This window comes from Bradyrhizobium sp. sGM-13, assembly GCF_018398875.1.
In the GTDB taxonomy this organism is placed as follows: domain Bacteria; phylum Pseudomonadota; class Alphaproteobacteria; order Rhizobiales; family Xanthobacteraceae; genus Bradyrhizobium.
Genome location: NZ_JAGWDK010000467.1, coordinates 1 through 228, shown reverse-complemented (window position 1 = coordinate 228; position 228 = coordinate 1). Strand labels below are relative to the sequence as shown.

Sequence of the window (228 nt, the reverse complement as noted above, 5' to 3'; positions counted from 1 at the left end):
CATGCTATGGGCGGCAAGGAACGGCTTTGTCGGCGTCAACGTCACCTATCGGCTCGCGCCACTGGCACCCTGGCCGGCGGGCACGGAGGATATCGCCCCCGCGGTCAAGTGGATCACCGACAAGATCGGCGAGCATGGCGGCAATCCCGCGCGCATCTACCTGATGGGACATTCCGCCGGCGCGGTTCACGTCGCAAACTATGTCGCGCATCCCGAATTCCAGAAGGT

1 protein-coding gene is annotated in these 228 nt (G+C 64.0%); it reads left to right on the top strand.

The window, feature by feature from the left end; genetic code table 11:
* Positions 1–228: alpha/beta hydrolase (locus KJQ96_RS39685; protein ID WP_213291293.1), on the top strand; the 228-nt coding region annotated here is incomplete at both ends.